The 11,843-nt window shown below is 65.4% G+C and carries 11 protein-coding genes and 1 pseudogene; 5 read left to right on the plus strand and 7 right to left on the minus strand.

The annotated features are described in order from the left end of the window. Positions 1–3 precede the first annotated feature (3 nt). Positions 4–450 carry a nucleoside deaminase gene (locus V1288_RS17285; protein ID WP_247517706.1) on the minus strand — a complete coding sequence of 149 codons (447 nt, stop codon included), beginning with the start codon at positions 448–450 and terminating at the stop codon, positions 4–6. Between the two features lie 162 nt (positions 451–612). On the opposite strand from V1288_RS17285, the gene V1288_RS17290 reads away from it, so the two are divergent. Together V1288_RS17290 and rsmD are read left to right on the plus strand one after the other, a co-directional pair. Then, positions 613–2,751, plus strand: a complete 2,139-nt coding sequence (locus tag V1288_RS17290; RefSeq protein WP_334358176.1) for a pseudouridine synthase — start codon at positions 613–615, stop codon at positions 2,749–2,751. A 7-nt stretch (positions 2,752–2,758) separates the two neighbouring features. Further along, complete coding sequence (gene rsmD / locus V1288_RS17295; protein WP_334358177.1) at positions 2,759–3,313, plus strand: 16S rRNA (guanine(966)-N(2))-methyltransferase RsmD; 555 nt, start codon at positions 2,759–2,761, stop codon at positions 3,311–3,313. A 318-nt stretch (positions 3,314–3,631) separates the two neighbouring features. Here rsmD and mutL read toward each other — a convergent pair whose 3' ends face one another. Further along, complete coding sequence (gene mutL / locus V1288_RS17300) at positions 3,632–5,443, minus strand: DNA mismatch repair endonuclease MutL (protein ID WP_334358178.1); 1,812 nt, start codon at positions 5,441–5,443, stop codon at positions 3,632–3,634. A gap of 304 nt (positions 5,444–5,747) precedes the next feature. Here mutL and V1288_RS17305 point away from each other — a divergent pair, with 304 nt between their 5' ends. The 3 genes from V1288_RS17305 to V1288_RS17315 all read left to right on the plus strand — a co-directional run bounded on the left by V1288_RS17305 (position 5,748) and on the right by V1288_RS17315 (position 6,956). After that, a complete protein-coding gene (locus V1288_RS17305; RefSeq protein ID WP_334358179.1) occupies positions 5,748–6,041 on the plus strand; it encodes a hypothetical protein in 294 nt (97 codons plus the stop codon). A gap of 178 nt (positions 6,042–6,219) precedes the next feature. Then, positions 6,220–6,426, plus strand: coding sequence for a YgaP family membrane protein (locus V1288_RS17310; protein WP_334358180.1), 207 nt, complete (start codon positions 6,220–6,222; stop codon positions 6,424–6,426). After that, the gene (locus V1288_RS17315) at positions 6,423–6,956 is read left to right on the plus strand and encodes an RNA polymerase sigma factor (protein WP_334358181.1); all 534 of its coding nucleotides are present in this window, start codon (positions 6,423–6,425) and stop codon (positions 6,954–6,956) included. Before V1288_RS17310 ends, V1288_RS17315 begins: the two co-directional genes overlap by 4 nt. Before the next feature lie 97 nt (positions 6,957–7,053). Here V1288_RS17315 and arfB read toward each other — a convergent pair whose 3' ends face one another. The 5 genes and pseudogenes from arfB to lspA form a co-directional block, all read right to left on the minus strand. Beyond that, on the minus strand, positions 7,054–7,473 hold the full coding sequence (gene arfB / locus V1288_RS17320) for an alternative ribosome rescue aminoacyl-tRNA hydrolase ArfB (RefSeq protein ID WP_334358182.1): 420 nt from the start codon (positions 7,471–7,473) through the stop codon (positions 7,054–7,056). A 115-nt stretch (positions 7,474–7,588) separates the two neighbouring features. Continuing rightward, entirely contained in the window at positions 7,589–8,959 is a 1,371-nt protein-coding gene (locus V1288_RS17325) for a M16 family metallopeptidase (RefSeq protein ID WP_442893961.1), read from the minus strand. After that, positions 8,956–10,344 carry a M16 family metallopeptidase gene (locus V1288_RS17330; RefSeq protein ID WP_334361335.1) on the minus strand — a complete coding sequence of 463 codons (1,389 nt, stop codon included), beginning with the start codon at positions 10,342–10,344 and terminating at the stop codon, positions 8,956–8,958. Before V1288_RS17330 ends, V1288_RS17325 begins: the two co-directional genes overlap by 4 nt. A 155-nt stretch (positions 10,345–10,499) precedes the next feature. Further along, the gene (locus tag V1288_RS17335; protein ID WP_334358184.1) at positions 10,500–11,213 is read right to left on the minus strand and encodes a hypothetical protein; all 714 of its coding nucleotides are present in this window, start codon (positions 11,211–11,213) and stop codon (positions 10,500–10,502) included. Between the two features lie 92 nt (positions 11,214–11,305). Then, positions 11,306–11,804 (minus strand): annotated as a pseudogene (gene lspA, locus V1288_RS17340) (signal peptidase II). Positions 11,805–11,843: the final 39 nt, after the last annotated feature.

An 11,843-nucleotide genomic window follows, 5' to 3' on the forward strand; every position in this document is an offset into this window, starting at 1 on the left:
CTGTCATCGCCTCACCTTGAAAAACTCCTTGAGCAACGTCGCCGCCTCGGTCTCGCCTACCGCCGAATAGACCTCCGGCACGTGGTGGCAGGTCGGCTGCGCAAAGAACCGCACCCCGGAATCCACCGCGCCGCCCTTCGGGTCGGCGGCGCCGTAATAGAGCCGCCGGATCCGGGCAAACGAGATCGCACCGGCGCACATCGTGCAAGGCTCCAGCGTGACGTAGAGGTCGCAATCGACCAGCCGCTCGGTGCCGATGGCCTCAGCCGCCTGCCGGATCGCGAGAATCTCGGCATGGGCGGTCGGATCGCGGTCGGTCAGGGTCCGGTTGCCGGCGGTGGCGATCACCTCGTAACCCCTGACGATCACGCATCCGATCGGAACTTCCCCGGCTTTTCCGGCGTTTTCGGCCGTTTTCAGCGCCAAATCCATGAAAGAAGGGACAGTCATGCCTCGTATCATCGGAAGAAACCTGCTATGAGACCCGCCTTCAGCAAACGCGGATACCGGTTTTGCGTGAGAATGCGCCTTGAGCAAAGTGCGCGCGCGTTATCGCTATGACAGCCCATCCGCTTCCTGATTGGCAATTCATCTGTATTCGAGAGATTATTCATGCCCCGCGATAGCGACAAAAACAACGATTCCCGCGGCCGGCGTGACCGTCCCGGCGCCGGCAAGGGCCGCGCCGGCAGCGGCAAGGGCCGCTCCGGGGCTGCCCGGGGTCCGGAGAAGAAGTTCGCCAAGCGCGGGTTTGCCGGCAAGGACGACGGCGAGCGGCGTCCCTATGCCGGCAAGTCCGACGGTACAAAATCGTTCGGCAAGAAGCCCTACGCCGGCAAGCGGGAGGGTGCTTCTTTCCGCCGCGACGATGACCGTCCGCCGCGCCGGAATTTTGGCGATGCGCCGCGCCCGCGCGGCGATCGGCCCTTCACCCGGGATCGTAGCAGCGACGCCGGTGATCGCCCGGACCGTGGACCGCGCAAGGATTTTCGCCCGCGCGATGATGGCGGCGGCGAGAAGCGCTCGTTCAAGCCGCGCGGCGATCGGTCGAATTTTAGCCGTGACGATCGCACCCCGCGCCGTGATCGCGACGATGCACGCCCGGCCGGACGTTTTTCCGACAGGAAATTTGGCGACAAGAAGCCCTATACCCCGCGAGAAGGGGGCGGCGAGAAGCGGCCCTATACGCCGCGCGGCGAAGGGTTTCGCAAAGACGGCGACCGTCCGCGTGGCGATCGTCCCTTCAGCGCCCGGCCGTCGCGCGATGGCGATCGCCCCCGTGGTGATCGGCCTGAGAGAAAATTTGGCGGTGACAAGAAGTTCTCGCGCGGCGCGCCGGACCGTGGCCCGCGCAAGAATTTCGGTGCCGATCGCGGTGACGCAAAACCATGGCAGAAGCGCGACGATCGCGGCGACCGCGACTCCCGTCCGTCGCGTGATGGCGCGCGGAGTTTTGACAAGCCGCGCTTTGACCGGGCCCGCGACGATCGCGGCGGCGACGAACGTCCGCGCTTTTCGCGTTCGCGCGAGGATCGTCCGAAATTCGACCGTCCCCGCCGGGATCGCGATGGCGACCCTGCGAGGCCGGCCGGCCGCACCGACTGGCAGGAGCATCCGCGCAGCGAAGGCGATCGACCGCGCCGCGACAATGAAGACGACAGCAGGATTTTTGCAAAGCGCCCCGCCTTCGGCGGCCGCGGTGCCTACCGCGAGCGCGCGCCGGATTTCGACAGGCGCGCCCCGCGTCCCGAGCCGAAGCCGAAAAAGGCCGGCGAGCGCATCGCCAAGGTGGTTTCCCGTGCCGGCCTCGCCTCGCGCCGCGATGCCGAGGAATGGATCACGCAGGGCCGCGTCACCGTCAACGGCCGCGTCATCAATTCGCCGGCGCTCGATGTCACCGCCAATGACGTGATCGCGGTCGACGGCAAGGTGCTGCCGCCACGCGAGCGCACGCGGCTGTTCATGTATCACAAGCCGCGCGGCCTGATGACGACGCATGCCGACCCCGAGGGGCGGCCGACCGTGTTCGATAATCTGCCGGAAGGATTGCCGCGGCTGATCTCGATCGGACGGCTCGACTTCAACACCGAGGGGCTGCTGCTGCTGACCAATGATGGCGGGCTGGCACGCGCGCTCGAACTGCCGGACACCGGCTGGCTGCGGCGCTACCGCGTCCGCGCCCACGGCGAGGTCACACAGGCGCAGCTCGATGAACTGAAAAAGGGCGTCGAGGTCGACGGCGTCAAATACGGCTCGATCGATGCGACGCTGGAGCGCGACCAGGGCGCCAATGTCTGGCTGGTGTTTGCGATCCGCGAAGGCAAGAACCGGGAGGTACGCAACGTCATGGCCCATCTCGGCCTCGAGGTGAACCGCCTGATCCGTGTCTCCTACGGCCCGTTCCAGCTCGGCGAGCTCGCCGAAGGCACGGTCGAGGAGGTCAAGACCCGCGTGCTGCGCGAGCAGCTCGGCGAAAAGATCGCGAGCCTTGCCGGTGCCGACTTCAACCGGCCGATGCCCGGTGAGAAATCCGAGGACGAAGACGATGCGCCGCGCGGCAAGAAACCGTTCAAGCCGGCGGGTAAGAGCGCGCTGATCGCCGACCGCAAGGGCCGCCGCGTGCTGGTACAGCGCACTGGCAGCGAGGAGGCCCGCGCCCGCAACGAGGATGAGGCCAACGGCTATGGCCCGCCCCGCCGCCCCAAGCGCGGCTATCACGGCAAGCGCGACCTGAAGCCGCAGGACGAGTAGTTGGGCGATGCGGGTCGTCGGTGGACGATTGAAGGGCCGTAATCTGGCCTCGCCCTCCTCGCAGGCGATCCGCCCGACGGCGGATCGGTTGCGCGAGTCCGTGTTCAACATCCTGATCCATGCCTATGACGACCCGATCGAAGGCGCGCGCGTGCTCGACCTGTTCGCCGGTACCGGCGCACTCGGCATCGAAGCGGTGTCGCGCGGCGCCGGCTTCACGCTGTTCGTCGACAACGGCGCCGAAGCGCGCGCGCTGTTGCGCAACAATGTCGAGGCGCTGGGGCTCGGCGGCGTGACAAAGGTCTACCGCCGCGACGCGACCAATCTCGGCCCGGCACATCCGGTCGAGCCATTCTCGCTGGTGTTCCTCGATCCGCCTTACGGCAAGGGGCTCGCGGAGAAGGCGCTGGCCTCGCTGCGCGATGGCGGTTGGCTGACGCCGGGGGCGCTGCTGGTGGTGGAAGAGGCAAAGGCGGCAGTGTTCGCAGCGCCCGAGGGCTTCGAGGAGTTGGAGCGGCGGGCGTATGACGATACGGAGTTTGTGTTTTTGCGGGCGGAGTGACGCTTTCTTACCCTGGCTTTAGTGGGGGAGTTCTATGCTTGACGAGTACGGCTATCGACGGCGGAAGCCAGCCGCAAGCCGTCAGTCAGAAATGAGCTGGCTCAAATAGTCCGGGGGCTTCCGGTGGGTCGGTCAATCTCTCCCGGAAACATGAGCCGTGGCACGTCCAAGCCTGCCATTTGCCATCAGCCGTTTCAACCGTGACACGGCACGGATCAGTCGCGGTTTTTTCAATTTCGCGACTGCAGAAGCAGCATGGTCCGAACATAACCGACATTTTTCGTCACTCACCAAGGGGGAACAAGAAGTAGCTTGCAGCTACCGCCGCCCAAACAGCTTCTCGATATCGCTCAACTTCAACTCCACATAAGTCGGTCGGCCATGATTGCACTGGCCGGAATTCGGCGTGTCTTCCATCTCGCGCAGAAGCGCGTTCATCTCTTCCGGCTTGAGGCGTCTTCCAGCGCGGACCGAGCCGTGGCAGGCCATCGTGGCCGCGGCATGCATCAGGCGGCGCTCCAGCGGCAGCGCCTCGTCCCATTCGGCCATGTGCTCGGCGAGATCGCGCAGCAAGCCGGCGGCATTCGCCTTGCCGAGCAGCGACGGCGTCTCGCGCACCGCCACCGCGCCGGGCCCGAAGGATTCGATCGAAAGGCCGAACGAGACGAGTTCGTCGGCGCGCGCAAGCAGTTTCTCCACCGTCGCTTCGTCGAGTTCGACGATCTCGGGGATCAGCAGGATCTGCCGCTGCACGCCGTTCTTGGCCAGCGATGCCTTCAGCCTCTCATAGACGATGCGCTCGTGCGCGGCATGCTGATCCACCACGATCAGACCGTCGCGGGTCTGTGACACGATATAGGTCTCGTGGATTTGCGTGCGCGCGGCGCCGAGCGGGCGGTCGAGCAGGTCGGCGGAGGGGTGCGCCTCGAAGCGCACATCGGCGGTCGGTGTGCCGACATCGAACGCGGCCTGTCCCGGTTCGGCGAGCGCAGATGCCACCGAGCCTTCGAACGAAGATGCAGGCCTGACGGGATGGGCCGGCGAACTCCGCCAGTCCCAGTTGGTCGGACGCGGCGCAAAGGATGGGCGGAACGCCGATAGCGCCGCGCCGTCGGTATTGGCGGCGGTTCGCCTGCCTTCGCGGGCAAGGCCGTCTTTCAATGCGTGCACGATCAGTGCGCGGACGAGGCCGGCGTTGCGAAACCGTACCTCGGTCTTGGCGGGATGCACATTGGCATCGACCTCCTGCGGCTCTGTCGTCACGAACAGCGCCACGACAGGATGACGGTCGCGCGGCAGATAATCGGAATAGGCCGCGCGCACAGCGCCGAGAATGAGTTTGTCGCGCACCGGGCGGCCGTTGACGAAGAGATATTGTCCGAGCGCGTTGGCGCGGGTCAGCGAGGGGGCTGCGGCAAAGCCCTCCACCACCACGCCTTCGCGCTCGGCGCGCACTTCGATGGCGCTGGAGCGGAAATCGCTGCCCAGGATGTCGCCGAGCCGCGTCAACCGGCCCGCCGCGCCCGGCAGCGCTGCGGCCCAGGTCACCGGCGCGCGCTCCTCGCCGGCCAGTGTGAAAGCGATATCGGGCCGCGCCATTGCCAGCCGCCGCACCACTTCGCGGATCGCTTCAGCCTCGGTGCGGTCGGTCTTGAGAAATTTCAGCCGGGCCGGCGTCGCATAAAAGAGATCGCTGACCTCGACGCGGGTGCCTTGCGACAGCGCCGCCGGCATGATCGCCGATTTCACGCCGCCTTCGACCGACAGCGACCAGGCGTGCGGCTCGCCGGCGTGGCGCGTGGTAATGCCGAGCTTCGCCACCGCGCCGATCGAGGGCAGCGCCTCGCCGCGAAAGCCCAGCGTGCGAATCCGCAGCAAATCCTCGTCGTCGAGCTTGGAGGTGGCGTGGCGGTCGACGGCGAGCGCAAGGTCGCCATGGGTCATGCCGCCGCCATCATCCGTGATGCCGATCCGCCGCCTGCCGCCGCCGTCGGTGAAAATGTCGACGCGGCTGGCGCCGGCATCGATGGCGTTTTCGACCAGTTCCTTGACTACGCTTGCGGGACGTTCGACCACCTCGCCGGCGGCGATGCGGTTGACGACCTGTTCGGGGAGCTGGCGGACGGGCATGCGGTCTCGGATCGATTCGAGGCTGGGTGGCGATTTTACGCGGCTACCGAGTCAAATGCATGTGTTCAAAATATTTTTACGGAACTTTCCGGACGCTGCGAAGGCGCCGAATATGCGGTCTGCGTATGGCCAAGGATTCGCAAAATGACCCAGAAATCCCTGCACGATCACCACATCGCGCGGCTTGCATGGCGGGCGCGCCGTTCGCGGATAACGACTGATCCGGCGATGAACATGTTCGGGTTTGCGAACGGTGCCTGATGAAGCCGAACTGTTCGTCGTCGACAAAACCTTGGAGAAATGGATGAAGCTAGTGAAAACCTCGGCGATCGCGGTTGCAATCTCGGCTCTGCTTGCCGGTCCGGTGCTGGCGCAAGGCGCCTCATCCGACACCCAGATCCGCGGCGGTGCAAAGGGCACGACCCAGATGCAGGGCGGCGGCGCGTCGGGCAGCATGGACGAGGACGCTACCGCGCCGGCGGGCGCCGGCAGCCAGAAGGCCGGCGCGAAGAGCGGGACGAAGGGCACCGTCGGAGCCGGCAGCGGCACGCCCAAGACGACCGGCGGGGCGACTACCCCTCCAGCGACCGGCCGATAGGCGCCGGGAGGACACCCGTCTCCTCCGCCGGGTTGCTCTCCAAACACAACTCCGGCCGCGATAGGCGGCCGGAGTTTTTTGTGTTTTAGCTGAAGGTCCGCGAACCGAAAGCCCGACTGGACGGCTCTATCGGGGGAGAACCGAGTGAAGTTCTCTCGCTGAATCAAAGGGAGCTGTTATGTTTTATCGCAAGAATTTGCCGGGCTGGGAACGGGCGATGCGGACGATCGGGGGCGTTGTGATGATTGCCTATGGGCTTTTCGGCATGCCCGGCACCATGGCCGGTTATCTGATCGCGGGCACTGGCGCGATTGCGATCGCAACCGGGTTTTTGGGCTTTTGTCCGATGTGCGCCATGGTCGGCCGAAGGCTGCCTTCGCCATGACCGCGCTGGCCGGCGCGAGGCGTTGCGACCCCTTGCTGATCGAGGCCGCACGCGGCGGCGACGCCGATGCGCTGGTCTCGCTGATCGCGATAGCCCAGCCCGACATCCGCCGCTATGCCGCGCGCAATTGCCGCGCGGCCGATATCGATGACGCGGTTCAGGAAACGCTGCTGCTGCTGTACCGGCGGGTCGGCACGCTGCGCGCGGTGACGTCGTTCTCGGCCTGGCTGTTCGCGGTGGCGCGCCGCGCCTGCCTTCGCCTGCTGCGCCGCGCGGCGGCAATGGCGGACGCTTCGGCCGACGATGCGGAAATGCGTCTGGCGCATCTCAGGCCCGAAGACATTCGCATCGACCTTTCCCGCGCCATCCAGTCGCTGCCCGATCACTACCGCGAGGTGATCCTGCTGCGCGATATCGAGGAATTGTCGATCGACGAGATCGCCGGCGTCCTTGGGCTGACGCGCGAGAGCGTCAAGGCGCGGATCCACCGCGCGCGATTGATGATCCGGGAATATCTGATCCGGGATTGAGGCGAGTGCGTTTTCAAGCGAAAGCCTCGGACTTGATCCGGGGTGAATACCGGTTCGCGTCAAGAAAACGTGTCAATCGAAAGATCGGCGGCAGCCCTCAATCGTCGAAAGGCGCGGTGTTGCGCTTCGCCTTGACGTCGCTGCGGCGTTTCTTGCCTTCCAGCCGCCGCTGCTTCGATCCGAAGGTCGGCTTCGTCGGCCGCCGCGGCGTCGGGCGGATCATGGCTTCGCGCAGCATTTCCAGCAGACGGTCGATGGCATCGGCCCGGTTGCGCTCCTGGGTGCGGAAGCGCTGGGCGTGGATCACGATCACGCCCTCCTTGGTCATGCGCTGCCCGGCAATCCGGTTCAGCCGCAGGGCCGCGTCCTCCGGCAGCGTGATCTTGCGCGTGTCGAAACGTAGCTGGGCTGCCGTGGCGAGCTTGTTGACGTTCTGCCCGCCGGGGCCGGAGGCGCGGACGAAGCCGATCTCGATGTCGTTGTCGTCGATCGTGAGGTCGCGGGAAACCCGCAGCATGGCGTTCACCGGTAGTCGTCATGCCCGGGTTTGTCCCGGGCATCCACGACTTATCAGCGTATAGAAAACGTGGATGGCCGGGACAAGCCCGGCCATGACGGCCGAGGGCGAGTGATCAGTTCGCCTTCGGCGGCGCCACCACCGGCTGGGCGGCGGCTTGCGGGGCGCGGCCGACGATGACGGTGAGCAGGCCCTGGCCCCAGAGCTGCTGGGCGACCTTTTTGGCGTCGTCGAGCGTCACGGCGTCGACGAGGGCGTTGCGCTTTTCGATGTAGTCGATCGGCAGCTTGTCGAGCTGGTACTGCAGCAGCGCCTGCGCGAGCTTGGAGGATGTATCGAGCGCCAGCATCTGCGAGCCCTTGAGGTAGGACTTGGCCTCGTCCAGCTCCTTCTGGGTCGGGCCTTCCTCGGCCATGCGGCGGACTTCCTTCTCGATCGCGTCGACGGTCTCCCCGGCGCGGTCGGCGCGGGTGCCGGTATTGCCGATGAACAGGGCGGATCGATCCATCCAGAGCAGCGATTCATAGACCGAATAGGCGAGGCCGCGCTTTTCGCGCACCTCCTTGTAGAGCCGCGACGACAATCCGCCGCCGCCGAGAATGTGGTTCACGACATAGGCAGCCATGAAATTCGGATCGTGCCGGCGAATGCCGGGGCCGCCGAACGTCACCACCGTCTGCGGCACGTCGAGCGGCACGAACGCGCGCTGCGGCGGCTTGGTGGCCTCGACCTCGGCGACCTGCGTCAGGCTGGCCTTGGCCTGCAATCCGCCGAACGTCTTGTCCAGGAGCTTGCCAAGCGTATCGGCATCGACATCGCCGACCACGGCAATGCGCAAGCTATCCTTGGCGACGACGCGGCGGACGTAATCCTTCATGTCGGCGACGTCGATCTTCGGCACGCTGTCGAGCGTGCCGTTGCCCTGCCTGCCATAGGGATGATCGCCGAACGCCACTTCAAGGAATTTGCGGCTCGCCAGCGAGGTCGGGTTGGTGGTGTCGCGACGCAGCCCGGAGAGCACCTGCGCGCGAATGCGCTCGACGTCGGAGGCGTCGAAACGCGGCGAGGTCAGCGCCATCTGCAGGAGGTCGAAGGCCTCGTCCTTGTTGTCCTTGAGCATGCGGAGCGAGCCGCGGAAGTAATCGCGGGTCGATGAGAAGCTCAGTTCGATGGCGCGGCGCTCGAGGCGCTCGTGGAAGGTCTTGGAATCGAGATCGCCGGAGCCCTCGTCGAGCAGGCTGGCGACCATGTTGCCGACGCCGGATTTACCTGATGGGTCCTGGGCGGCGCCGCCACCGAAGGCATATTCCATCGCGATCAGGGGCACGGTGGCGTCCTGCACGAACCAGGCTTCGATGCCTCCCGGCGAGACCAGCCGCTGGATCTTTGCTGCGGCGTGCGACGGCGTCGCCGCCAGCGTCAGCAGCACGGCGCCAGCGATCAGGCTGGATGCGAGGCGCTGCGCGCCGATCGAAAGACGGATCACGAGCGCTTCTCCTCGCGTTTCGGCGCGGCATCCTTGATCAGATAGCCGGTCACCGAGCGTTTTCTGTCGAGCCATTTCTGCGCGGCATCGCGGATTTGTTCGGATGTCACCGCGCGAATCCGGTCCGGCCAGCTCCTGATGTCGTCGATCGAAAGCCCCGTTGTCAGCGCGCCGCCATACCAGCGCGCCAGCGTGGCCTGATTGTCCTGCGCGTAGATCGCTTCTGCAATCAACTGGGTCTTGACCCGCTCGAGATCCTCGGCGCGGGCGGGGTTCTGGATCACCTCCGCGATCACGCCGTCGATCACCTGCTCGATCTGCGAAAACTCGACGCCGGGTTTTGGCGAAACCGAGATCGAGAACTGCGAGGGATCCAGCGAAGTGCCCTGGTAGCCGGCGCCGGCGCTGATTGCGAGCGGGCGGTCGATCACCAGCGCGCGATAGAGATAGGAATTGGAGCCGCCGCCCATCAATTGTGCGAGCACGTCGAGCGCGGGGCCTTCGCCGGCCCCAGCGGTGGTGGAGGAGGGGACGAGATAATAGCGCCGCAGGCTGGTCTGTTCGACGCGCGGATCGGACAGCGTCACCGTGCGCGGCGCCGCAGGCACCGGCTCCTGCGGACGGATGCGATGCGCTGATATCGCCGGCTGCGCCGGGATGCCGCTATAGGCCTTTTCCACCATCGGGCGGACTTCCTTGGCGTCGACGTCGCCCGCGATCACCAGGATCGCGTTGTTCGGCGCGTAGAAGCGCTTGTAGAACGCCAGCGCATCCTCGCGGTCGAGCTTCTCGATCTCCTGGCGCCAGCCGATCACCGGCCGGCCATAGGGATGGTTGAGATACAGCGCCGCCATGATCTGTTCGGTCAGCCGCGCGTCCGGGTTATTGGCGACACGCATGTTGAACTCTTCCAGCACGACGTCACGCTCGGGAAGTACATTCTCGTCCTTGAGAATGAGGCCGGTCATGCGATCGGCCTCGAACTCCATCATTTTCGCCAGTTGCTCGCGCGGCACGCGCTGGAAATAGCCGGTGTAGTCGAGCGAGGTGAAGGCGTTCTCGTTGCCGCCGATCCGCAGCACGGTCTGGGAGAATTCACCGGCGGGATGTTTGGCCGTCCCCTTGAACATCAGATGTTCGAGGAAGTGCGCCAGTCCCGATTTGCCCGGCGTCTCGTCGGCGGAGCCGACCTTGTACCAGATCATCTGCGTGACGACGGGCGTGCGGTGATCCGGGATCACAACCACTTGCAGGCCGTTGTCGAGGGTGAAATTGACAGGACGTTCCGACGTGACCGTCGTCTGGGCGAAGGCGCTGCCGGCGGAGAAACCGAACGTCGAGATGAGGGCTGCAACGAGAGAGGCGGTAAATCGGTGTGAGAGCATCATGACCTGTCTGGCGCTTATTCCGCTAAACCGGCCATCGGTCCTGCGACGCGCAAATGTTAGAAGTAACCCGGCAAAATCGTCCGGGATCAAGCTGCGGCAGAGTACACCGCGCCGGCGCCAACAATCGTCACGAAGGCGAGAGATCAGCTTAACTAATCGCCATACTTGCCCTTGGCCGGGTTGTATTCCTTGTTGAGCGATTCCCTCGGCCCGGTGCCATAGGCGTAGTTCGACGACGGCGTCTGGTAGCCGGGCGGCGGCTGGGTCAGGGATTCCCGCGTCGGCTCGCCCTTGAAGGGGGCCGTCTCGGACTTGCTGCCGCCGAACAAGCCGCTGAAGCCGCCGTTATAGCCGAGCTGCGACGGGCTCAGGATCGGATTGTTGTTCGAGGTACCGGGCTGTACCGGATCATTGTCCTTGCGCGCGGGCGCCGCGGTCTTGCCCACCGCGAGTTCGGCCGGCGTGAGGATGCGGGCCGCTTCGCGCGGGTCCTTGTTCTCCTTCTTGCGCGCCGCGGCAGCAGCCTTGCGGCGCTGCAGGTCGGGATCCTTCGGCCAGTTCGGCGCCGTCACTTCGGCCGAGGAACCGGCCGGCGGCGGCAAATCGAGCTTGGGAGGAACCACCAGCGGCGAGCGCTCGCGGTATTCGATGCCGCGGTTTTCCATGTTGGTGCCGCCGATGCCGCGCATGATGCCTTCGATGATCTTTTCCTCGAAGGTCTTGTCGTCTTCGTCCTCGTCATCCGCCGCGCGCACGGGGCCGGCGGCCATCACGAGGCCGATGCCGAGGGCAATGGCGGCGAACCGCAGGGCGCGGCTCAGCGAGCTGGTCTGCAGCATCCAGAAGCGGGCTTCGGTCTCGCGCATCGCGCTGTTCCCATTCACTATTTCTGCAACACGCAGGGGTCGGTCCAAGGGACGTAAAGGCTCCATACCGCAGAGGTTCGTATCGGCCGGGATCAGGGCGCTTTTGCGGCGGGTACCCCCAGGAACGAGTCATACAATAGGCCCGCTACCCCGGCAACAATGGCCACATCCGCGAGGTTAAACACGTACCAATTGAAGGTTTTTCCCCCGATCTCGATGTGGAACAAGGCGAAATCGACCACCGCGCCATACAGGAAGCGGTCGATGCCGTTGCCGACGGCGCCCCCGATGATTAGCCCGAGCCCCAGCGTCGCCAGGAGGGTGCTGGAGCGCGCCATCCAGATCCCCAGCACGATCACGGCAATCGCCTTGATCACCATCAGCGCGACTTGGGCGAGCTGGTTGTCGGTCTGGAACCAGCCAAAGCTGATCCCGACGTTCCAGGCCAGCACCAGATCGAAGAACGGCGTGACCCTGACGACCCCGCGCTGGGCAAGGTCGAACGCGTAGAGCAGCCAGAGCTTTGAGGCCTGATCGAAGACCACGCGTGACAATCGCGGCAATGGCGCCGGCGCGGAGGTGAGGGGGCACGAAGCGCTCCTTGCCGGACACTTATCTGGCCTTCTTTTT

Origin of the sequence: Bradyrhizobium sp. AZCC 2176 (assembly GCF_036924645.1) — a bacterium.
Lineage (GTDB): Bacteria > Pseudomonadota > Alphaproteobacteria > Rhizobiales > Xanthobacteraceae > Bradyrhizobium.

Excerpts from the sequence above, each read along its gene's own strand:
- rsmD (WP_334358177.1), top strand. The coding sequence starts at position 2,759 with ATGCGGGTCGTCGGTGGACGATTGAAGGGCCGTAATCTGGCCTCGCCC.
- V1288_RS17315 (WP_334358181.1), top strand. The coding sequence starts at position 6,423 with ATGACCGCGCTGGCCGGCGCGAGGCGTTGCGACCCCTTGCTGATCGAG.
- V1288_RS17310 (WP_334358180.1), top strand. The coding sequence starts at position 6,220 with ATGTTTTATCGCAAGAATTTGCCGGGCTGGGAACGGGCGATGCGGACG.
- V1288_RS17290 (WP_334358176.1), top strand. The coding sequence starts at position 613 with ATGCCCCGCGATAGCGACAAAAACAACGATTCCCGCGGCCGGCGTGAC.
- V1288_RS17330 (WP_334361335.1), bottom strand. The coding sequence starts at position 10,344 with ATGCTCTCACACCGATTTACCGCCTCTCTCGTTGCAGCCCTCATCTCG.
- arfB (WP_334358182.1), bottom strand. The coding sequence starts at position 7,473 with ATGCTGCGGGTTTCCCGCGACCTCACGATCGACGACAACGACATCGAG.
- mutL (WP_334358178.1), bottom strand. The coding sequence starts at position 5,443 with ATGCCCGTCCGCCAGCTCCCCGAACAGGTCGTCAACCGCATCGCCGCC.
- V1288_RS17335 (WP_334358184.1), bottom strand. The coding sequence starts at position 11,213 with ATGCGCGAGACCGAAGCCCGCTTCTGGATGCTGCAGACCAGCTCGCTG.
- V1288_RS17305 (WP_334358179.1), top strand. The coding sequence starts at position 5,748 with ATGAAGCTAGTGAAAACCTCGGCGATCGCGGTTGCAATCTCGGCTCTG.
- V1288_RS17285 (WP_247517706.1), bottom strand. The coding sequence starts at position 450 with ATGACTGTCCCTTCTTTCATGGATTTGGCGCTGAAAACGGCCGAAAAC.